We start from the raw sequence: 21055 nt of genomic DNA on the forward strand, positions 1-21055 counted from the left end.
TAACAATACTAAAAATGACATCGATAAGACGTGTTCCGAATCTTTAGAATAACGAATGGTTGTGCGATATCAGTGTGGTTATCTTCTTTACATTTTTTAACTACGTTTCAAATTAGAGCTTGCCGTATCATAAGTATTGATTTAATACTTTAGTATTCAAGTATATATGATATTTTATGTTAATTTAAAGACATCATGGATTCTTCTGCTTTATTACAGGACAAACATTATTGTCCCAACTTTGAACTAATAAAATCGTATAAAATGAAGCAATTATTATTTATGTTGATGCTACTGGTCTCTTTTGGATTAAAAGCCATCCAAGTCAATGACTCCAAAGTAACGGATGTTACTGTTTTCAGAAACTATGCCAAAGAGGTCAGGCTGGCTGCTGCGGCGATACCCGAGGGGAATTCGGAAATTATAATTTCCAATATTTCCACTTTCATGGATGACAATACCCTGCAGATTGCCACCAAAGGTGCACTTAAGATTCTGTCGGTTTCTTCCAGGGTCAATTATCTGAGTGATAAGAAAAAGTCGGAACAGGTGATAAAGCTAAATGACAGTATTGAATTCCTGAACGATGATTGGAGCTGGATGAAGGTGCAGACGTCTTCTTATGAAGATGAATTGTCATTATTGAATGATAACCGTAAGCTGGCGAATGATAAAACCATGTTCACTTCTGCTCAGGTAAAGGAACTGGCGGAATTGTACCGCGTACGGTCGATAGAATTGAGGAAATATATTTTTGACCTGAACAAGAAACAGAAAAATATTAAGGAAAAAATGGCGCTGATACAAATGCAGATAGCGGAACTGAATGGAAATCAGAATACAGCCGTGAAGGAGATTGTCCTGAAAGTGAATGCCAAATCCGCAAGTCAGGTTTCTTTCAGATGCTCCTATATCGTAACGAATGCCTATTGGACGCCCATTTACGATATCCGTGCAAAAAATGTGAACGAATCCTTAGACCTGGATTGCAGAGCGAAGGTGGTACAAAATACCGGTTATGACTGGAAAAATGTAAAGCTGAGTTTGTCTACTGCCAACCCTTCTGCGAATCATGACAGGCCTATTCTGTATCCTGTTTTTGTCGACTTCTTTCAGCCGGATTATTATAAATATCAACTTAAAAGTTATGGTTCAGCCGGGCAAATGATGGAAAAATCCATGAATATGATGGCTCCGGCAAGTGTGGACATCAGGAGTAAAGATGATGAGGAAGCCTATGTAGACGGACTGAAAGCGGAGAATAACAATGTGACGATTCTGGAAGGTGATATGGCGGTGGAATATGCGATTGAAACATTACAGGATGTGGAAAGCGATAATAAGGAACATATTGTCGGAATACAGGAAATAGTGATGCCGGCAGTCTACAGTTATCATACGGTGCCTAAGCTGGATATGACCGCCTATCTTCTGGCAAGAGTAACGGACTGGGCGAAATATAATCTGCTGGCGGGTGAAGCCAATATATTTTTCGATGATAACTATGTCGGAAAATCATACCTGAATCCCAATGTCAGCAGCGATACATTATTAATCTCATTAGGCCGTGATGAAAAGATAAGTGTGAAACGGATCAGATTAAACGATTACAGTGCCAGGAAAATTGTAAGCAGCAATATCCGGGAAACCAAGGCATTTGAGACGACCATTAAAAATAATAAAAACATTCCGATAGAAATTGAAGTGTTGGATCAGTATCCGATTTCTAGAAATTCACAGATAGAAGTTTCGGTGGATGATAAAGAGGGTGCACAGGTAACTGAAGAGTACGGTAAGTTGATTTGGAAAATTAAGTTACAGCCAAACGAGTCCAGGAAGCTTAAGCTGGTGTACACCATCAAATATCCGAAAGACAAAAAGATAAGAGAAACGAATCAATAAGATTCCATACTGATGCGGAATGGGTGAGGAATATTATTCAAAATCCTTGTAGAGCAGGTATTTTTTTCTGATTTTTTTAAAAGCAGAAAGCTGTGGCTGCCAGGTTTTACGAATCGATTTTTCATCCATTCCTTTTTCTATCTGTGTGCTTAATCTCTTCGTACCGGCTAATTTTTGGAAAAATGTATTGAAGAAATTTTTCTTGTCTGTGGAAAGTTTATACGCGTTCAGTAAATACTTTAATGTGAATTTCTGTTTGCGTAACGTATCTAAAATGATTTCAGATAAATCAAATCCATAACAGGGCTGGTCCTGCAGGAATGGTTTGCTGGCTCCCGGTTTGGAAACAGGCATAAAGGAGAATAATGATTTTGAGAATTGTGGCGAACCGTAGATTTGAAATGGTTTATCTGTTCCCCGCCCGACGCTAACAGAATTACTGCCTTCAAAAAAACAAAGGCTTGGATACAGATAAATGGCTGTCATATTAGAGAGGTTAGGAGAGGGTTTAACCGGAAGTGTGTAAAATGTTTTATGGTCGTAATGTAAACATGGTATAATGGTAACGCTGCAGTTTAACTTATTTTCCAGCCATTTCTCTCCATTCAGCATTTTTGCATATTCACCTGTTGTCATGCCATAGACAACCGGAATAGGTTGCATACCCACAAACGAACGTTGCGACGTGTCCAGGACTGGCCCGTCCACATAATGCCCGTTGGGATTCGGCCTGTCTAACACGATAAGTTTCTTATTTTGCTCTGCACAGGCTTCCATCACATACTGCAAAGTGGAAATATAAGTGTAGAAACGAACTCCCACATCCTGAATGTCAAAAATTAATATGTCAATGTTGCTTAACTGTTCGGGTCTGGGTTTTTTATTATCGCCGTACAGAGATACAATCGCCACATTTGTTTTGGGGTCAACACCGTTTTTCACATGCTCACCTGCATCTGCCGTTCCGCGAAATCCGTGTTCGGGTGCAAAAACCGACTGAACGTGAATTCCCAGACTGATTAGGGTATCCAGCAGATGTGTATTGCCGATGGTCGAAGTCTGATTGACCACTAGTCCGACGGATTTACCTTGGATTATTGGTATATATTGATCAATGCGGGCCGCTCCGACCGTTACATCATCAGCCTTTAATGCCGGAAGCATACAGAAAAAAGACAATATAAGTGCAAAGTATTTCTTCATAAAGCGAAGATATGCAAAAATCATGCTGATTTTCAGTGGATTTTTGGTAATGCAGAAGGAAAGAAATACTTTTGGGTAAATAAGATGCAGATTATTGAAACTGGAGTTATTTATAGCAAAACGATTGTCCTTAGGGAATAAAAAATCATTTTCAAGGTTTATTATTCGTATTGCCATACTGGCCATCGCGCTGAGTGTGGCGGTGATGATTGTTTCATCCTGTATGGTTTCCGGATTTTCAATTGAAATTAAAAAACGGATTTTCGGTTTCTGGGGTGAGATTCATATCACGAATTTTGATAATAACGAATCATTGGATTTACAGCCTGTCAAAAAGAATGAAGTGTTTTTGGAAAAACTGCAAAAATCCAATAATGTAAAAAATGTGGCTCCTTTTATCATTACACCTGCCATCTTAAAAACCAAAACGGATATAGAAGGTATTGCACTGAAAGGAGTGGGTAAAACATACGATTGGAAAGCCATAAGTGAATATATGAAAGACGGCTCATTGCCCGCTTTCACGATTCAGGAAATCAATAAGGAAATACTGATATCAAAAACTACCGCCCAAAAACTGAAACTGAAAGTGGGGGATAATGTGATTGTATATTTTATCAGAAGTGATGCACCGGCTCCTATTGGCAGAAAATTAAAGGTTTGCGGTATCTATCATACCGGACTGGAAGAATATGACAGGCAATATGCCCTGGTCGATATTGAACTGTTACGCCAGCTTAACCGGTGGGAGGAAGAAGATGCTGCCGGTTATGAGGTAAGGCTGAAAAATATGGACGATATGGACGCTTTTAAGGATTCTATCTATTACAAATACATCGGACAAAGCGTGAACGCACAAACCATGAAAGAAATAAACCGCAATATTTTCGAATGGCTCGATTTGCAGAAAGTCAATGAATACCTGATTCTGGGCTTTATGGTGATCGTTGCCATTCTGAATATGGTGACAGCCTTAATCATTCTCATTCTTGACAGAACCAATATGATTGGTATTTTAAAATCATTAGGTGCCAATAATTCCTCTATCTCCAAAATCTTCATTTACAATGCCGCCTATATCATTCTCAACGGTTTGTTTTGGGGAAACCTGATAGGAATCGGCATTTGCCTTATCCAGCATTACACAGGATTCATCCAACTGAATGAAGAAAATTATTACCTCTCGGTAGCGCCGGTTTATTTTAATATTTGGGCGATATTGCTCATCAATATTGGGACGCTCATTATCTGTACGCTGGTGCTTTTGTTGCCCGTACAATTAATCTCCCGTATTTCGCCCATGAAGGCCATCCGTTTTTCGTAAAGTAAAATCCCTATTTTGCAAAAGGATCCTTCTTTACAGCTTCGGATAAATTGCCGCTGAGTGTCTTCAGGAAAGCAGCAATGCTTTTTACTTCGTCGTCAGTAAGTGTTTTATTGAGTTGTAACGTACCCATGATTTTAATTGCTGTATTCAGATCTGCAACACTTCCGTCGTGAAAATACGGATGCGTCTCCGCTATATTGCGTAAGGTAGGTACTCGGAACATATACAAATCACCGGTTTGTTTGGTAATCGTAATTCTGCCCGAATCGATTTTAGCGCTCTTGGTGGCATCCCAGTAATTTCCAAAGAGGCCAAACTTCTGAAACATTGTTCCGCCGAGATTAACGCCTGCATGACAGGTGGTGCAGCCTGTTTTTATAAAAAGTTGCAGACCATCTTTTTCCTCTTTTGTCAATGCATCCGCTTTTCCTTCCAGGTAGCTGTCAAATCTGGAAGGTGTAAGCAGGGTGCGTTCAAAGGCACCGATTGCTTTCTGCAGGTTTTCGTATTTTACAGGACTCTTATCATTCGGAAATGCGGCAGCGAATAATTGCGGATACTCGGCATCTTTTTTCAACCGATCTTCCAGGAGTGCCTTGCTTGGAATATGCATTTCCACCGGATTTAAAATCGGCATACCAGCCTGTTCTTCTACATCTTTTGCTCTGCCATCCCAAAACTGAGTGGTATTTAGTGCCGCATTTAAAACGGTCGGTGAATTTCTGCCACCTCTCAGACCGTCATAACCGACAGAAGTGGGTTCATTATCTACACCAAATGTGCTTAGGTTATGGCAGGAGTTGCAGCTGTTATTGCCTTTCATCGAAAGTTTGGTGTCAAAATACAATAATTTACCCAATTCCACTTTTTCCGGAGTAATCGCATTTTCCGGATTTTCTGCCTGAACCGGCAAGGGTTGGAATATTCCTTTAGCTAAAATCTGCAGCGAGTCAGTGCCTCCGTCTACCGCAAAGTCTTTGGCGGTTTTTTTAGGCTTACATTCAATCATCAGGAAACAAATGCCGAATAAGATCATCAAGAATAAGTTGGTTTTTCTGCTATTTCTCATATTTTATCTTTTTGCAAAGTTAGTATCCGCTAAAATATTTTGGAATGATAATAATCATTCATTTGCAATTTTTCAAATTTAGAATGTGTATAAATTAGTACAAATTAATTCTTATATTACCTCAGTATGTGGGCCGTAATAAAGAAATGGAAATGGATTCTATCGGCAGTTTGCTGTTTCCTGTTGTTGTATACCATACCGCCGGATATGATAGAGCGGTATTATTCAGAATGGATTTTCAGGAAAATCAGGTATCTTCTGGATATTACCTTTGGTAAAATTCCGTTTCCATCCTATTATCTGTTTGTTGGTTTTATGGTTGTGGCTGCATTAAAATGGACAGCGCATTTTTTTAAGGAAAAGCCGGGGCCTTTTTTGCTCCGATTGTTTAATTTGATTTCATTTGCCGGATTTCTGATTACTTTTTTTTTTATTTTGTGGGGTTTTAATTATGGGAGATATCCGCTGGAAAATAAGTTAAATTTAGAAGTGAAACCACTGAGCAGTACAGAGTTGTTTGAAGAACTGGACAGCACGGTGAGTTATCTTACCCGAATAAGGTTGAAAATTCATAAAGACACAACTATTATTCCTCAAATTGTGTTTGTCAATAATATAGAATCGAATTGTGCAAATGCGCTAAATGTGGGTCTGACAGATTTTGACCTTCCGCTTTCTCATGTTCGCGGTCGTTTTGTGATAGATGACATGTTTCTGTTTTTCAATGTCGGAGGACAGTATTTGCCTTTTGTCGGTGAAGCGAATGTGGATGATGCCGTTTATCATTCTAAAAAGCCGTTTTATATGATTCATGAAATGGCTCATGGAAACGGATTCACATCAGAAAGTGATTGTAATTTCCTGGCTTATGTCAGCTGCATCCGTTCCAAAAGCCTTTCCTTGCAGTACAGCGGTGAATTAAATTATTTATTGTACCTGTTGGAGGATTTTAAATACAGGGATGCAGGTGCTGCCGCCCGGTTCCGTTCATCTATGCCTGCTGCCATTCGTAATGACCTGACAGACATCCGGAATTATTACAAAAAACATAGTTTTAAGACAGCTGTAATAGGGGAGTGGTTTAATAACGGGTATTTAAAAATACTGGGCATAAAAGATGGAACGCAAAGTTATGATAAAATGGTACTGCTCGTACATGCCTGGAAATTTAAAAATAGATACAATTAAAATTGATTTATAAAATTTTTGTATTTTTATTACAAAAATTTTTAAAAATGATATTCGAATACGTCAATAAGGTAAAATGCACCAAGGAAGAAGCATGGCACCTGATCAGTGATATAGAACGTCGTCCGGACTGGATTCATTTTCAGGAGAAATGCTACTGGACAGATAAGAAGCCGGGAATGGTGGGTTCCCGTTATCAGGAAGTGGAAGTTTTTCTGGGGTTTCATATGAATGTAAATTATGAAGTGGTGGAATGGGTGGATCATGTGAAAGTAAAAAGTAAGTGTATGATGCCGCCGTTTCATCAGACCGTTGAGGTAACCGTAAAGGAAGAAAATGACGGAGTAGTGTGTACACTGCGTATTGAAGCGAATATGGGGGTCTTGGGCTTATTGCCCAAAAGTTTTATAAAAAAACAGGTGGATAACCTGATAGACCCGTTTACACAGCAGTTTATCCATATCCTGGAATCAGAAACTTCACTTCGAAAGTAATTCACGAATATTAGACTTAAATCAATTATTTGAAGGTGTCGGGAAACTAATTTTTTATAACTTTGTTATCAATTATAACTAAGTTATCTAATGTCTGTTAAATCCCGTCGAAAACTGGAAAAAGAATTGATGCGTCAAACCATTTTGGATGCGGCGAAGGATATTGCCGCTATGGATGGATGGCAGAATGTAACCATCCGTAAGATATGTACAAGGATAGGCTATACAGCCCCGGTTATTTACCAGCATTTTGAAAGTAAGGAAGATTTACTTCATGCCTTGCGGGTAGAAGGTATTGTCTATATGAATAATACCATTAAACAAATTTACGAAAAGGAAAAGAATCCTATTAATAAGCTGGTGGGTTATGGACTGGCATTCTGGAGGTTTGCTGAGGATCATCCTGAGTCCTATCAGGTTATGTTTAATTTACAAGGTGTCGTGTGCGGCGAAGAAGATAAGCCTGACCCGTTAAGCGAAATGATAGAGATATATAAAATTTCTTTCCGGCAGTTAAATGAGGGTGTTCAGATTTCTCCCAAGAGACTGATATGGTGCATAGATTATTATATAGCGCTCATTCATGGGTTTATAGCGCTCAATATGGTCAACAAGATCAGATCAGGAAAAGATCTCGGATATCAGCTGCTGAAAGATAGTCTGCAGCATTTTTTAGAATCAATAAAAAAAAATGAATAATATGAGTAAAGGAAAATGGATATCGCTGATTTTGCTATTGCTGTTGATAGGATGGCTGGGTTCCGTGAAATATAAGAATATACAGAAAGAAAAGGCAAAGACAATGATGCAGGGGAAATCAAAAGGAATGCCTTCGTTTGTTGCTGTGAGCGGATACGTTGCAGAGTTCTCGAACCTGTCGAATAACCTGAATACCAACGGAACCATCATCGCTTCCGAAGAAGTGCAGCTGCAGCCGGAAGTCTCCGGAAGAATCACTTATCTGAATATTCACGAAGGCGGAGTGGTTAGTAAAGGTACTTTACTCGCAAAAATTAATGACGCGGAATTACAGGCTCAATTGAAAAAGCTGCAGGCTCAATTTTCCATTGCTGAGTCCAATGAAAAAAGGCTGGCGCAGTTATTGAAAATATACGGCGTTTCACAGCAGGAGTATGATTTGGGGCTGAGTACCTTGCAAAATATCAGCGCCGATTTGGAACTGATAAAAGCACAGATTGACAAAACGGAAGTCCGCGCTCCTTTCGGCGGGAAACTGGGTTTAAGAAATATCAGCATGGGTGCTTATGTGAATCCTTCCACTGTGATTACTTCCCTGCAAAGTGTTAGTCTGATGAAACTGGATGTAACCGTTCCTGAAAAATATGCTGGAATTATTGAAGTGGGAAATAGGATGCAATGTACTGTGGATGGCAGCGTCTCTCCATTTTCAGCCAGAGTGATTGCTATCGAGCCGCAAATAAGTGAGAGTACACGTAATCTTAAGGTGCGTGCCGTTGTTGAAAATGCGAAAAGCAAATTGGTGGCAGGGGCTTTTGTAAAGGTGCAGATTAAATTGCAGCAGATTTCAAATGCCATCATGGTTCCGGGTAATGCCATTATACCCGATGCCCAGAATAAGAAAGTTATTATTGCTGACAGCAGCAAAGCAAAATTTATCGTGGTGGAAACAGGAATCCGAACCGAAAACGAAGTTCAGATTCTGAGTGGCATCAATGCGGGAGATACGATTGTGACATCCGGTATCCTGCAGATAAAACCCAATATGGGTGTGAAGTTTACCAGAATTACAAGCAAATCAGCTATTCAATAATTTAATCATAAGCAACTCAACATGGGATTACCTTCATTAAGTTTACGGCGCCCGGTCTTTGCGATAGTACTCAATATCGTTATCATTTTATTCGGTGTAATCGGGTATAATTTTTTAGGTGTCCGGGAATATCCTTCTATCGATCCGCCTGTCATTACCGTGCGTACCAATTATACAGGTGCGAATGCGGAAATTATTGAAACGCAAATCACGGAACCGCTTGAAAAAGCTATTAATGGGGTAGAAGGTATCCGTACCGTATCCTCATCCAGCAATCAGGGTTCTTCCATTATCACGGTTGAATTTGATTTAGCCGCGGACCTGGAAACCGCTGCAAATGACGTGCGGGATAAGGTATCACAGGCGGTCCGGCAATTGCCGCAGGATATCGATGCACCGCCGGTAGTTTCCAAAGCGGATGCGAACTCGGATGCCATTATCTCCATGACCGTGCAGAGCAATACCAGAAACATTTTGCAGCTGAATGATTATGCCGTTAACACCTTGCAGGAACGTCTGCAGACCATTCCGGGTGTGAGCAGTGTGCAGATATGGGGGCAGAAAAATTATGCCATGAGATTGTGGATTGATCCGCAGAAATTAGCCGCTTACGGACTGACACCGCTCGATGTTCAGAATGCACTGAATGCGGAGAATGTGGAGTTGCCATCCGGAAAGATAACCGGCAGCAGTATAGACTTGACGGTTAAAACGCTGGGGAAAATAACCAACGAAGAGGAATTCAATGATCTGCTGATAAAAAATATCGACGGCGCATCCATTCGCCTGAAGGATGTCGGCTACGCCCTACTCGGACCGGAAAATGAAGAAACCAGTCTGAAAGAAAGTGCCATTCCGATGGTAGCATTGGCTGTCGTGCCTCAACCGGGCAGCAACTATGTTGCCATCTCTGAAGAATTCTACAAACGGTATGAACAGATAAAAACGGAAGTGCCAAAAGATATTCAGCTTAATATCGCCTTGGATTCTACGGTTTTTGTGAAAAAATCCATTGCAGAAGTAAAAGAGACATTGCTCATTGCCATTGTATTGGTGGTGCTGGTGGTGTATTTCTTTTTCCGTGACTGGCTGATAGCCTTGCGTCCGTTGATCGATATTCCGGTCTCCTTAATCGGCGCTTTCTTCATCATGTATATTTTTGGATATACCATCAATGTACTGACATTATTGGGTATTGTATTAGCTACCGGCTTGGTGGTAGATGACGGAATTGTGGTTACTGAAAATATTTTCAAAAAACTGGAAGCCGGTGTGCCTAAAATGAAAGCGGCAAGGGAAGGGTCGGAAGAAATATTCTTTGCTGTCATTTCAACTTCACTCACATTGGCAGTCGTTTTCCTGCCTATCCTTTTTTTACAGGGGTTTGTGGGAAGCCTGTTCCGCGAGTTTGGTATGGTGGTGGCAGGGGCGGTACTGATCTCTGCTTTCGTTTCTCTGACATTGACGCCTGTATTAAATGTGAAACTGGCTAAAGAAATTCATCAGCAGTCCTGGTTTTATAAAAAGACGGAACCGTTCTTTACGTACTTAGATGAAGGCTATATGGATTCGCTTCGTTCATTTATGAAAGTACGGTGGGTGGCATTGTTGATTATTGGAGTCTGTTTCGCACTGATATTTTTAATCGGTAAAAATTTGCCATCGGAGCTGGCCCCTTTGGAGGACAGAAGCGTACTGCGGGTCTCGTTGTCCGCACCGGAAGGGACTTCCTATGATTTTATGCAGAATTACGTAGACAATGTTTCCAACTTTATCATGGATTCCGTTCCGGAAAAAAATATCCTCTTAAGTGTGACAGCGCCTGCCTTTGCAGGCTCCGGTGCTGTTAACACCGGTTTCATGAGGCTTCGTCTCAAAGAGCCCCAGTTGCGTACGAGAAGTCAGAGTGATATCGCACAGTACCTGAATAAGAATCTGTCAGGGTTTAATGCCGGAAAGGCATTTACCATTGAAGAGCAAACCATTTCTGTAGGTTCAGCCCGCTTTGGATTGCCCGTGCAGTTTGTGCTGCAGAATTTTGATTTCAATAAAATCAGGGGTGCTCTTCCGGCTTTCATGGATGAAGTTCAGAAAAGCCCGGTATTCATGGGGTTTGATGTCAATTTGAAATTCAACAAACCCGAACTGAATATTCAGATTAATAAAGAAAAAGCCAATGCGCTGGGGGTTTCTGTTATGGATATCGCTCAAACCCTGCAGTTCGCATTGAGCGGCAGGCGCTTTTCGTACTTTACCATGAATGGGAAGCAGTATCAGGTGGTAGGGCAGGTGGAGAGAAACCAGCGCTCCAATCCGGATAACCTGAAAAGCATTTATGTGCGCAATAAGAGCGGCGAACTGATACAGCTGGATAATCTGGTGGATATTGCCGAACAGGCGAATCCACCTCAATTGTATCATTATAACCGATATAAATCCGCTACCGTTTCAGCGGGATTGGCCCCGGGTAAAACATTGGGAGATGGTATCAATGAGATGAAACGTATTGCCCAAAAAACACTGGATAATTCTTTTACCACATCCTTGTCCGGTTCTTCCCGGGATTTTGCAGAGAGTTCATCCAACACGATGTTTGCCTTCATTCTGGCACTGATCCTGGTGTTCCTGATTTTAGCGGCCCAATTTGAAAGTTTCATTGACCCGTTGATTATCATGCTTACCGTTCCGTTGGCGCTGGCCGGTGCGCTTTTATCCTTATGGATATTTAATCAGTCCCTCAATATTTTCAGCCAGATTGGTATGATTATGCTTATTGGCCTGGTTACCAAGAATGGTATTTTAATCGTGGAATTTGCCAATAAGAAAAGGAAAGAAGGGTATGATAAACTGGAAGCGGTCATTACAGCTTCTGCCATGCGATTGCGCCCGATCCTGATGACCAGTTTAACGATGGCTTTAGGTGCGTTGCCTATTGCTGTTGCATTTAATGCGGGGTCACAGAGCAGGGTTTCACTGGGAATCGTACTGATAGGTGGTATTCTGTTTTCACTGGTACTCACCTTGTTTGTTATTCCTGCGATGTATTTATTTATGTCACGTTTTAAAACCATTGCTGCACATGAGGAACTATAAATTAATCTGTACCATTTTATCACTTATTCTCTCCATCCAACTGGACGCACAGGATTTGCTGACTCCGGAAGAGGCAGTCACCATGGCAATCAGCAATAATTTTGATATTGCTATAGCAAAAAATGAATCTGAAATTGCAAAAATAAACAATCATAAAGGAGCCGCCGGTATGCTGCCCAAAATCAACGTTACAACCGGAGATGTTTTTAATCTAAATAATATCAATCAAAAATTCACTTCGGGTACTGATGTCGTTAGGAACTGGGTGCCTGTAAACAGTTTTAATGCGTCCCTGAATCTCAACTGGACCGTTTTTGACGGACTCAAAATGTTTGCGACCAAAGACAGATTACAGGCTTTGCAATCAATAGGAGAGATGCAGTTAAAAGAACAGATTCAAAATACGATGGCTCAGGTGCTGAATATTTATTATGAGGTTGTTCGTCAAAAGCAGCAATTGAAAGCATTACAGGAGTCCGCCAAGATTTCGGAGGAGCGAGTGAAAGTAGCACTGAAAAAATATGAGGTGGGCTACAGCGATAAGACACCGCTTTTACAGGCCAGGGTGGATTTAACTTCACAGCAAATCAATATCTTAAAACAGGAGGCGCTCCTGCAGCAGTCAAAAGCACAGCTGAACCAATTATTATCCAGAGATGCCTCGGTTGTTTTTGAGGTCATTGATACTATTCAAGTGAGTTATATACCCAATTTGCAGCAGATAAAGGATACCGCCCTAACACAGCATTTTTCAATACTTCGTGCTAAGAAATATGCCGACATAACCCGTTTGCAGCATAAAGAAATCAAATCACAACGCATGCCATCCATTAATTTTAATACCGGATATGGCTTTACTCAAAATAACAGTAAGGCCGGCTTTCAGATATTTAACAGAACATACGGACCAACCGTAGGCGTAAACGCCATAATCCCGATATATAACGGCGGTACCGTAAAGAAGGAGTTGGCTGCTTCAGCCGTGGATATTGCCACACAGGAAATAAAGGTAACCCAGCTTAAAATCGAATTGGAGACCAAAATAATTACAGCATTCAGAAACCATGATTATGCCCTGAAAATGCTGAAATTGAATGAAGAGAATGTGGCTGTTGCCGATGAGAATGTAAAAATAGCGTTGGAAAGATTTCGCTTAAACCAATCCAATTCAGTCGAAATGAAACAGGCACAAAGCAGCTATGAAGAAGCATTGTATAGTGTTATAGCGGCCAGATACGGTGCAAAGATAGCTGAAATAGAATTGAGAAAATGGAGCAATGACTTGATAAAGTAATCTGAGTTATTTCTCAATTACTTTAAGTAAATCTTTCGCATTTATTTCGCCCGGGATGGTCTTTTTCCATACATTATTCTTATCAAAGATAACCAGACACGGAAAACTGGAATACTGGATTTGTTTTGTCAGTGCAAAATCAATGTCTTTTCCTATAAATACATTCGTGAAGGAATTTAAAAAGTAGTTAAAATAAAATCTGCGGATAACCGAGAAGTCGTCAAAAGAGGATAGGACAAATTGGGTTTCTTCGAATTTGGATATGTTTACCAGTATGCTGTTTATGGTACGCTGGCAATGTTCGCAGGTTGGGCTGAAGTTAATGAATACCGTGTTTTTGTTTTTAGCCAGGTCTTCATTTGTCAGATAATTGATGCTGTCCATCCGAAGAAGCGAGAAAGTAGGGAAGACAATGTTTTTTTTTCCGGCAAATAGACAGGAGGAGCCTGTAAGAAAAATAGCCGAAAGCAATAATATGGTTTTCATGGAAATTAAAATTACAAAAAATATTCCAAAAAAAATCCCGGCTGGTTAGCCGGGATGGATATATATTGCTGAAGGGGCCTATTTCACCTGATTTACAATAGCTTCAAACGCCTTTGGGTCGTTTAACGCCAAATCTGCCAGCACCTTTCTGTTGATATCAATCTTAGCATCTGCTATTTTTTTCATAAAGACAGAGTAAGATAACCCGAAAGGACGAACCGCTGCATTGATACGGACGATCCACATGCTTCTGTAGTCTCTTTTCTTTAATTTTCTGCCTACAAATGCATAGGTCAAACCTTTTTCTACTGCGTTTTTAGTAACTGTCCAAACGTTTTTACGTCTTCCGTAATAACCTTTGGCAAGTTTGTATACTTTCTTTTTTCTGTCTTTGGCAGCAACTGAATTTACTGAACGTGGCATAGCTTTTTATTTTTAGTGTTAACAATATGACCATCGGCGATGCCTTGCCTTATGTCTTTATCTTATTCTTATCAGTTTAGACACAACAAACTCTTGATATTACCTTCGTCACATTTTTTAACGATAGTGGTACCGGTGAGATTGCGTTTTTGTTTAGTCGTTTTTTTAGTTAAAATGTGTCTTTTATAAGCACATGCTCTTTTAATCTTGCCGCTTCCGGTCAATTTAAAACGCTTTTTTGCGCTTGAGTTCGTTTTCATCTTTGGCATAGAATCTTCTTTTTTTCGATTAAAACTGTAAAATAGGGTGCAAAGATACACCTTTTTTCCAGAAAACTTACCTGGCATCATGTAAAATCAAGGTAAATTATACACGAATGGTGGGTAAAAGGTTACTTTTTCTTCGGAGCGATATAGGCAATCATCTTTTTGCCTTCCAGATTGGGCATGGCTTCCAGTGCGCCAAATTCCTTGAGGCTGTCTGCAAACTGGAGTAAAACCAGTTCACCTCTGTCCTTAAACTGAATGGCACGGCCTTTAAACTGAACGTATATCTTGACTTTGGAGCCTTCCTGTAAAAACTTCTGTGCGTGCTTTTTCTTGAAATCCAGATCGTGGTCGTCCGTATTGGGCGTGAAACGGATTTCTTTAACTTCCGTTTTTTTCTGCTTTGCTTTTATTTCCTTTTCTTTCTTCTTTTTATCGTAAAGGAATTTATTATAATCCACCAGCCGGCAAACGGGAGGTACCGCTTCCGGTGAAATTTCCACTAAATCTACTTCCTGTTCTTTGGCTAATCGAAGTGCTTCTTCAATTAGATAAACGCCCGGCTCAATTTCTTCGCCTACTAAGCGTACTTCGGGTACGCGAATATCTCTGTTTAATCGGTGTTCCGTTTCTTTTTTCTTCGGAATAAATGGTCGTCTTTTAGGTATCAAGCTAATGTGTTAATTGAAAATGAAATAAGTTCTTTTAAAATCTCCTTATTTAATTTATTCGGTTAGTTAATTATTTAATTCGTCTGACAAAAGTAACGCAAAATCTTCAATAGTAAAAGCGCCAATATCACCTTTTCCGTGTTTTCGGGCTGAAATTTGACTGTTTTCCACTTCTTTTTCTCCAATAACTGCCATATACGGGATCTTCATCATTTCGGCATCCCTTATTTTTTTGCCAATTTTTTCAGCCCGTTCATCCATTTTCACCCGGAAGCCTTTGGCTTTCAACACAGTGGCAACAGTAACCGCATATTCTAAGAACTTATCGCTGATGGGTAAAATCGCGATTTGTTTCGGTGCCAGCCACAGCGGGAAATTGCCTGCACAATGTTCGATTAAAATAGCCATGAAACGCTCCATAGAACCAAATGGCGCACGGTGTATCATCACAGGACGGTGCCTTTCGTTATCGGCACCAATATATTCAAGATTGAAACGCTCCGGCAGGTTGTAATCCACCTGGATGGTACCTAATTGCCAGCTTCTGCCAATAACGTCTTTTACCATGAAGTCTAGTTTGGGCCCGTAAAAAGCGGCTTCCCCGCACACTGTCACTGTTTTCAAATTCTTTTCTTCAGCAGATTCAATGATGGCATTCTCGGCTTTGAGCCAGTTTTCATCCGATCCGATATATTTATCCTTATTATCCGGATCCCGTAAAGAGATTTGTGCAGTAAATTCTGTAAAACCCAGTTTGGCAAAAACTAATTGAACTAAATCAATTACTGTTTTAAACTCTTCTTTCAATTGATCGGGGGTGCAGAATATATGGGCATCGTCCTGCGTAAAGCCCCGGACACGGGTTAGGCCATGCAACTCACCGCTTTGTTCGTAGCGGTAAACCGTTCCAAATTCAGCCACCCGATAAGGTAAATCCTTGTATGATTTTGGAATGTGATTAAAGATTTCGCAGTGATGTGGACAATTCATGGGTTTTAAAAAAAACTCTTCATTTTCTTCCGGTGTTAAAATCGGCTGAAAAGAATCCTTGCCGTATTTTTCATAGTGTCCTGAAGTCACATACAAATCTTTCTTACCAATGTGAGGAGTTACTACAGGTAGGTAACCTCTCTCTATTTGTTCCTTTTTTAGAAATTCAGTTAATTGCTCCCTTACAAACGTACCGTTCGGCATCCATAACGGCAAACCCGAGCCTACTTTCTGCGAAAAAGCAAATAATTCCAGCTGCTGCCCCAGTTTCCGGTGGTCACGTTTTTCGGCTTCTTCCAGTAATCGCAAATGCTCATCCAGTTCCTGCTGATTGGGAAAGCTAACGCCGTAAATCCGAGTCAGCTGCTTGCGTTTTTCGTCACCGCGCCAGTAGGCACCGGCAATTTTCATTAATTTAATAGCTTTGATGTGCCCTGTATTGGGAAGATGAGGACCACGGCACAAATCGGTAAAGTTTCCCTGGTTGTAAAAGGTGATTTCACCATCTTCCAATCCTTCCAGCAATTCCAGTTTATATTCATCGCCTTTTTCTTCGAAATACTTAATCGCATCCGCTTTGGAAATGTCCTGGCGTTTGTATTCACTTTTCAGGTTGGCTAACTCAGCCATTTTATTTTCAATCTTTGATAAATCCGCTAAAGTGATGGAAACATCACCTGTATCAATATCATAATAGAAACCGTTTTCAACAGGAGGGCCGATGCCGAATTTTATATCTTTGTATAAGGCTTCCATGGCCTCGGCAAATAAATGTGCAGAAGAATGCCAGAAAGTAGACTTACCATTCGTGTCATTCCAGGTCAGTAATTTCAACGTCGCATCTGCATTGATTGGCCGCGTTGCATCCTGCACTTCGCCGTTAATTTCTGCTGCAAGTACTTTTTTGGCCAGACTGTTGCTAAGTTGCCCGGCAATTTCTAAAGCGGTAATACCAGAATTAAATTCTTTTACTGCGCCATCCGGAAAGGTAATATTGATATTCATAAAATGTAAAGTGTGCAAATTTAGGAAAAGGAAATCAGATTTGATGTGCCGGAAGCAGAAATGATGATTTAATGATTCAAATGGATATCTATGCTTTTGCTGTCTTTCACTTTTTTATAGGAGGTATGTTGTAAGTGCCCTATAATTCAGAAAGAACAGAATTAGAGCCTTTAATCGATTTTATAGATTATATTTCATTTCATTGGGTGTTCAATTTTGTAAAGATTCATATGTATTTACCTATAATATCACTCCCCAGCTTTTTTTGTCTTTCAGCAAGATCTCTCTCAGCATACTCACCGGCATCATGCCGTTGTCGGTCATGGCATCGTTGAATTTCTGCAGGGTGTAATTGCTCCCTTCCTGTTTTTTGTAGTCCTCGCGCAGTTTTAAGATTTGCAGTTTGCCCAGCGTATAAAACAAATACCCCGGGTCGTAGGTGCCGCGCAGCGCTTCCTGCCTCGACGGCTTGTCGCCCTGGTACCAGTTTTGCATAAAGAATTGGGTGGCTTCGTCTACATTCATACCGTTGCAGTGCGTATGGATGGAGACACACAGGCGGCAAATGCGCAGCAATGCCTCGCCGGATTGTCCCAGCCTGTATTTCGCGGCTTTTATGGGGTCGCCGTTATTGCCAAAGCCTTCGTCGATCATCATCTTTTCGGTATAATGCGCCCAGCCTTCCGTAAAGGCATAGCTTCCAAATATCTTCTGAATTTTGGAAGCCTTGGAGGCGTTAAGGTGAAGGAATTGTGTGTAATGGCCCGGATAAGCTTCATGTATCGAAACGATGTCCGTAGAGTAGTAATTGAACTGTGCCAGCCAGTCTTCTTTCTGTTTAGCAGTCCACTTCGCATCTACCGGCGTGATATAATAATAGGCTTCCGTCGCTTTTTCTTCAAACGGGCCGGGCGTATCCATGGAGGCGGTACTGGTTGATCTGGCATAAACGGGTGTTTCTTCCACTTTTACGCGCACTTCGGACGGCAGGGTGATGATTTTTTTATCGACCAGAAACTGGCGGATAGACTCCAGGTTTTTGACGGCATCGGGTATCAGGCTCTCTGCCGTCGGGTGTTCTTTTTGCATGTCGTTGTACACATCCACCGGTTTTTTGTTCGGGTCAATGATATGTGCGGCAGCATTGAACGATTCCTGTTCTTTTTTAAGTTCAGCCATTCCGATTTTCAGAATATCTTCCGTAGACATGGTAATACCTTCGCCATATCGCAGCATTTTCTGGAAATTCTCATTACCGATGGCATAGCGGTTGTGTGCTTTGGGTAATTTTTCTTTTTTCAGGTAATCTGCGTAATCTTCCATAGCTGCGATGGCTTTCCGGTTCGCTTCATTAAAGCTTTTCATCAATGAATCATTCTTCACATCTTGAAGTGCCATCACCAGTTCGTTTTTTAAGAAACCAGCCGATCCTTTGGCAATGTCAATGGCCAGGTTTATAAACGGAAGGGCAAGGGAGTCATTCAGGTTGGCTTTGGCAGCTGCAATGATTTCAGGTGTTTTGTTTTCTATATTGATGATGGATTGTATGCGTTGTTCCAGCGGAGCAAAATTGCGTTTGATATAAATGTTTACATCCGCCGCGTTGGCATAGGTCATGGGGTTTCTGGAATAGGTTTCGAGATCTTCAAAATAAAAAGATGTCATTTTTGACGGCGTTGCGCAATAGGCACCAGTCGAAATAGCTTGGGGTGCTCAACGTGCTGCTGTCTATGGCAGCTAATTGGGTGTCATAGGATTTCAGCCATTCCAGTTGTTTGTCCAGACCTGCTTTGCTGTAGTCGGTTGTTTTTCCGTCATAACGGTGCAGCCCAAGATATACGCCGTAAGCCGGATGCCAGTCCAGGTATTCCGTTACGAATTTTTCGGAAAAAGCTTCAAAATCCTTGTCAGCGGAAGTGCTTTTATTTTTTCCATTGCAGTTGTATAATAAAATGGAAATCAGGAGAGCAAGAAGTAATTGTTTGGACATTGTACTTATGATTGAATGATGAAATTGGATATATTATTAAAGATATTAAATACAGGGGTGCTAAAAAAAAGTCAATTCAGCAATTTCGCATCGTCGCCCGCCTGGAGGATTCCTTCTCTTTCTTTGAAGGATTGCAGGCAAATGGCATGCATCTGCTGTACAGTTCTCTTTTCATGCATTAAATCCATGCCTCTCTGCCAGGATTCGGTACGCAGTATATCCACCACTGCATGGGTAGTAAAACCTGCTCCAAATATACCATCTATGAAATCGCCGATGCCGAATATTTTAAAGGCTTCATCCGCATTTTTAACATCGTACTGCAGCCGCATTTCTGCAGCCGCTTCCGGATAAGCTCCGGCGATGAAATCGGTATATTCCTTGAATTCAAGCTTAAATTCATCTTTCGCCTGTATGTCCAGTAAAACAAATGGAATATCGTACGTGATATGTGCATTGATTCCTGACATGGCCAGATGCAGGATGGAATTCTGGTTGTCAGCCACTCGTTGGTAATAATTCTGCCACGCCGGTTCTATCGCTTCTCCGAGCAGATAGGAATGGAGATTGCGGACATAATGTTTGGCAAATTCATTCATGAAGGCTTTGCCATCGTCGGCATAAGGAGAGGTGGAGTTAATGAGACTGTTATAGGCAACATTGGTGATGACATTATACAACGTAGGAAAAGAGCCGGCTCTGTCTTTATATTTATTGAAGATCACCACCATTCCGTTCATGCTGTGTTTCAGCTCCGTGATGGTATAGATTTTAGCCGTATCGGAGAGTTCCAGCAAAGCGAGGTAATCCTCATCGTTATAAAAGGTGGTGCCGTTTCCGGAAACAACAATCTGCTGTTCGGATAATAAAGGGGTATCTGTTTTTTGACAGGAATTGAGTAGGAGAACAAATGCAGTAAAAAGAAAAATCTTATTCTTCATGTATTAAATCTACTAAACGCAGATGAAATATACAATATCCCGGTTGAATTTATTCTGAGCCTGCAGCTTTCTTTTTGTCTTTAGTCGGGAAACGCATGGACAATCCCATGCTGGTGATGAAGCGTGGTGATTGTTTGATAAAGCCAGCACCGACCGAAGCATCAAATTGCAGCCACTTGTTAAACAGATAGGCAAAGCCGGTATTGACACGCCCGTCAAAGCGTTTTCCATGCGGATAAATTCCAATCACTTCCAAAAACAATTTCATCTGCTGATGACTATTCCCCGTCTTTTTTACCATTGTTGTCCAGCTGCTTGCGAGGGCGAATAAGTAGGTGGGCTTGGCATCTTCGCCGTTCCATTCAAGCCCGTAATTATATGCCAGTCCGAAATTCTTAGGCAAAAACTGCTCCATGCAAATTTTGAAATAGGGAGCAACATATTTCGTTTTGAAATTTTTGGTGGAAATGACATTCACACTTAGTCCGCCGATAAAAGAACTGCCCGGTGCATAACGTTTGGCATCTATCATTTTTATTTTCATGCCAATATACACGGGATGTAACCCGGATGCTGTACTGTCACTGAATTTGTAGGTAGTCGCGTCACCGTGAACCCGTAATTCAAAATACTGACTGATACCATATTTCAAAAAGAACTGAGGGTGCTGGATTTCATGGAGGTTCAGATAGTTTTTATAGGAAGCTCCTATTTCTATCTGCGCTTTTCCTTTCGGTACCAGTAAGAATCCTTCGTAAAAACCAGGTCGGCTGCTGGCATAATGGTAAACAGAATCCTGAGCAGACACATAAAATGCGGTCAATAGAATCAGTGGGAGCAGTATATATTTTTTCATCGCATAAAAATACAAAAAGGAACTAGTTTTAGTGCTTACTTTTTTTGTAAGTTTATATCAATTAT

19 protein-coding genes are annotated in these 21055 nt (G+C 40.9%); 8 read left to right on the plus strand and 11 right to left on the minus strand.

All coding sequences use genetic code 11. The features are described from left to right. Nucleotides 1–264 precede the first annotated feature (264 nt). Entirely contained in the window at nucleotides 265–1902 is a 1638-nt protein-coding gene (locus IPM95_00325; protein MBK9327764.1) for a DUF4139 domain-containing protein, read from the plus strand. Nucleotides 1903–1935: 33 nt separating this feature from the next. Here the strand turns inward: IPM95_00325 and IPM95_00330 are convergent, their stop codons facing one another. Next, nucleotides 1936–3105: a DUF1343 domain-containing protein gene (locus IPM95_00330; GenBank protein ID MBK9327765.1), complete on the minus strand. Its 1170-nt coding sequence runs from the start codon at nucleotides 3103–3105 to the stop codon at nucleotides 1936–1938. A 94-nt stretch (nucleotides 3106–3199) separates the two neighbouring features. Between IPM95_00330 and IPM95_00335 the strand changes: the two genes are divergently transcribed. After that, a complete protein-coding gene (locus tag IPM95_00335; protein ID MBK9327766.1) occupies nucleotides 3200–4429 on the plus strand; it encodes an ABC transporter permease in 1230 nt (409 codons plus the stop codon). Nucleotides 4430–4439: 10 nt separating this feature from the next. On the opposite strand, the gene IPM95_00340 is transcribed toward IPM95_00335, so the two are convergent. Continuing rightward, nucleotides 4440–5468 (minus strand): cytochrome-c peroxidase, encoded by a 1029-nt coding sequence (locus IPM95_00340; GenBank protein MBK9327767.1) that lies wholly within the window; start codon nucleotides 5466–5468, stop codon nucleotides 4440–4442. A 159-nt stretch (nucleotides 5469–5627) separates the two neighbouring features. On the opposite strand from IPM95_00340, the gene IPM95_00345 reads away from it, so the two are divergent. The 6 genes from IPM95_00345 to IPM95_00370 all read left to right on the plus strand — a co-directional run bounded on the left by IPM95_00345 (nucleotide 5628) and on the right by IPM95_00370 (nucleotide 13362). After that, complete coding sequence (locus IPM95_00345; GenBank protein MBK9327768.1) at nucleotides 5628–6689, plus strand: DUF3810 family protein; 1062 nt, start codon at nucleotides 5628–5630, stop codon at nucleotides 6687–6689. Between the two features lie 47 nt (nucleotides 6690–6736). After that, the gene (locus tag IPM95_00350; GenBank protein MBK9327769.1) at nucleotides 6737–7183 is read left to right on the plus strand and encodes an SRPBCC family protein; all 447 of its coding nucleotides are present in this window, start codon (nucleotides 6737–6739) and stop codon (nucleotides 7181–7183) included. 90 nt (nucleotides 7184–7273) lie between these two features. Next, complete coding sequence (locus IPM95_00355) at nucleotides 7274–7882, plus strand: TetR/AcrR family transcriptional regulator (GenBank protein ID MBK9327770.1); 609 nt, start codon at nucleotides 7274–7276, stop codon at nucleotides 7880–7882. 1 nt (nucleotide 7883) lies between these two features. Further along, nucleotides 7884–8975, plus strand: coding sequence for an efflux RND transporter periplasmic adaptor subunit (locus IPM95_00360; protein ID MBK9327771.1), 1092 nt, complete (start codon nucleotides 7884–7886; stop codon nucleotides 8973–8975). Nucleotides 8976–8996: 21 nt separating this feature from the next. Continuing rightward, entirely contained in the window at nucleotides 8997–12068 is a 3072-nt protein-coding gene (locus IPM95_00365; protein ID MBK9327772.1) for an efflux RND transporter permease subunit, read from the plus strand. Beyond that, nucleotides 12055–13362, plus strand: a complete 1308-nt coding sequence (locus IPM95_00370; protein ID MBK9327773.1) for a TolC family protein — start codon at nucleotides 12055–12057, stop codon at nucleotides 13360–13362. Before IPM95_00365 ends, IPM95_00370 begins: the two co-directional genes overlap by 14 nt. A gap of 6 nt (nucleotides 13363–13368) precedes the next feature. On the opposite strand, the gene IPM95_00375 is transcribed toward IPM95_00370, so the two are convergent. The 9 genes from IPM95_00375 to IPM95_00415 form a co-directional block, all read right to left on the minus strand. Beyond that, nucleotides 13369–13848, minus strand: a complete 480-nt coding sequence (locus tag IPM95_00375) for a hypothetical protein (protein ID MBK9327774.1) — start codon at nucleotides 13846–13848, stop codon at nucleotides 13369–13371. Between the two features lie 78 nt (nucleotides 13849–13926). Continuing rightward, nucleotides 13927–14271, minus strand: a complete 345-nt coding sequence (gene rplT / locus IPM95_00380) for a 50S ribosomal protein L20 (GenBank protein ID MBK9327775.1) — start codon at nucleotides 14269–14271, stop codon at nucleotides 13927–13929. Nucleotides 14272–14342: 71 nt separating this feature from the next. Continuing rightward, nucleotides 14343–14540, minus strand: a complete 198-nt coding sequence (gene rpmI / locus IPM95_00385; protein ID MBK9327776.1) for a 50S ribosomal protein L35 — start codon at nucleotides 14538–14540, stop codon at nucleotides 14343–14345. 122 nt (nucleotides 14541–14662) lie between these two features. Next, nucleotides 14663–15184: a translation initiation factor IF-3 gene (locus IPM95_00390; GenBank protein MBK9327777.1), complete on the minus strand. Its 522-nt coding sequence runs from the start codon at nucleotides 15182–15184 to the stop codon at nucleotides 14663–14665. A 90-nt stretch (nucleotides 15185–15274) separates the two neighbouring features. After that, nucleotides 15275–17203 carry a threonine--tRNA ligase gene (gene thrS, locus IPM95_00395; protein ID MBK9327778.1) on the minus strand — a complete coding sequence of 643 codons (1929 nt, stop codon included), beginning with the start codon at nucleotides 17201–17203 and terminating at the stop codon, nucleotides 15275–15277. Between the two features lie 240 nt (nucleotides 17204–17443). Beyond that, nucleotides 17444–18868 (minus strand): DUF885 domain-containing protein, encoded by a 1425-nt coding sequence (locus IPM95_00400; GenBank protein MBK9327779.1) that lies wholly within the window; start codon nucleotides 18866–18868, stop codon nucleotides 17444–17446. After that, nucleotides 18849–19193, minus strand: coding sequence for a hypothetical protein (locus IPM95_00405; protein MBK9327780.1), 345 nt, complete (start codon nucleotides 19191–19193; stop codon nucleotides 18849–18851). The genes IPM95_00400 and IPM95_00405 overlap by 20 nt, the downstream gene beginning before the upstream one ends. Before the next feature lie 71 nt (nucleotides 19194–19264). After that, on the minus strand, nucleotides 19265–20134 hold the full coding sequence (locus IPM95_00410; GenBank protein MBK9327781.1) for a hypothetical protein: 870 nt from the start codon (nucleotides 20132–20134) through the stop codon (nucleotides 19265–19267). Between the two features lie 49 nt (nucleotides 20135–20183). Next, complete coding sequence (locus IPM95_00415; GenBank protein ID MBK9327782.1) at nucleotides 20184–20990, minus strand: transporter; 807 nt, start codon at nucleotides 20988–20990, stop codon at nucleotides 20184–20186. Nucleotides 20991–21055 lie beyond the last annotated feature (65 nt).

It is taken from the genome of Sphingobacteriales bacterium (assembly GCA_016719635.1).
In the GTDB taxonomy this organism is placed as follows: Bacteria; Bacteroidota; Bacteroidia; order Chitinophagales; family JADIYW01; genus JADJSS01.

Coding starts and splice junctions, on each gene's coding strand:
- IPM95_00325 (MBK9327764.1), top strand. CDS start 265: ATGAAGCAATTATTATTTATGTTGATGCTACTGGTCTCTTTTGGATTA.
- IPM95_00330 (MBK9327765.1), bottom strand. CDS start 3,105: ATGAAGAAATACTTTGCACTTATATTGTCTTTTTTCTGTATGCTTCCG.
- IPM95_00340 (MBK9327767.1), bottom strand. CDS start 5,468: ATGATCTTATTCGGCATTTGTTTCCTGATGATTGAATGTAAGCCTAAA.
- IPM95_00345 (MBK9327768.1), top strand. CDS start 5,628: ATGTGGGCCGTAATAAAGAAATGGAAATGGATTCTATCGGCAGTTTGC.
- IPM95_00350 (MBK9327769.1), top strand. CDS start 6,737: ATGATATTCGAATACGTCAATAAGGTAAAATGCACCAAGGAAGAAGCA.
- IPM95_00355 (MBK9327770.1), top strand. CDS start 7,274: ATGTCTGTTAAATCCCGTCGAAAACTGGAAAAAGAATTGATGCGTCAA.
- IPM95_00360 (MBK9327771.1), top strand. CDS start 7,884: ATGAGTAAAGGAAAATGGATATCGCTGATTTTGCTATTGCTGTTGATA.
- IPM95_00365 (MBK9327772.1), top strand. CDS start 8,997: ATGGGATTACCTTCATTAAGTTTACGGCGCCCGGTCTTTGCGATAGTA.
- IPM95_00370 (MBK9327773.1), top strand. CDS start 12,055: ATGAGGAACTATAAATTAATCTGTACCATTTTATCACTTATTCTCTCC.
- IPM95_00375 (MBK9327774.1), bottom strand. CDS start 13,848: ATGAAAACCATATTATTGCTTTCGGCTATTTTTCTTACAGGCTCCTCC.
- rplT (MBK9327775.1), bottom strand. CDS start 14,271: ATGCCACGTTCAGTAAATTCAGTTGCTGCCAAAGACAGAAAAAAGAAA.
- rpmI (MBK9327776.1), bottom strand. CDS start 14,540: ATGCCAAAGATGAAAACGAACTCAAGCGCAAAAAAGCGTTTTAAATTG.
- thrS (MBK9327778.1), bottom strand. CDS start 17,203: ATGAATATCAATATTACCTTTCCGGATGGCGCAGTAAAAGAATTTAAT.
- IPM95_00400 (MBK9327779.1), bottom strand. CDS start 18,868: ATGACATCTTTTTATTTTGAAGATCTCGAAACCTATTCCAGAAACCCC.
- IPM95_00405 (MBK9327780.1), bottom strand. CDS start 19,193: ATGTCCAAACAATTACTTCTTGCTCTCCTGATTTCCATTTTATTATAC.
- IPM95_00410 (MBK9327781.1), bottom strand. CDS start 20,134: ATGAAGAATAAGATTTTTCTTTTTACTGCATTTGTTCTCCTACTCAAT.
- IPM95_00415 (MBK9327782.1), bottom strand. CDS start 20,990: ATGAAAAAATATATACTGCTCCCACTGATTCTATTGACCGCATTTTAT.